At 57.7% G+C, this 364-nt stretch carries 1 protein-coding gene; it reads right to left on the bottom strand.

What is annotated here, in order from left to right; genetic code table 11:
* A partial coding sequence (locus tag NPS56_RS31070) for a radical SAM protein (RefSeq protein WP_337994725.1) occupies positions 1-364 on the bottom strand: 364 nt, incomplete at both ends.

Here is a 364-nt window from a genome sequence, read left to right as displayed (position 1 = left end):
TTCATTGGTGATGCGTTCGGCGCGCACCAGTTGCTCTTTGGTCGGCAATAGCCCGACTCGATTGAGCTGTGCCCAACCGTAGAACTGGCAGGTGGCGAGTTCGACGAAGTCTGCCTCCAGGGCGATGCACAGCTCGATGATGCGGTCGATCTTGTCGATGTTGTGCCGATGGGTCACGAAGTTCAGCACCATCGGGTAGCCATGGGCTTTGACGGCGCGGGCCATTTCCAGCTTTTGCGCGAAGGCCTTTTTCGAACCCGCCAGCAGGTTGTTCACCTGCTCGTCGCTGGCCTGGAAACTGATCTGGATATGATCGAGCCCGGCCTTCTTGAAGTCGCTGATTTTCTGCTCGGTCAGGCCGATA

Origin of the sequence: Pseudomonas putida (genome assembly GCF_028682635.1) — a bacterium.
In the GTDB taxonomy this organism is placed as follows: Bacteria; Pseudomonadota; Gammaproteobacteria; order Pseudomonadales; family Pseudomonadaceae; genus Aquipseudomonas; species Aquipseudomonas putida_AE.
This window is presented reverse-complemented; position numbering and strand designations above follow the sequence as displayed.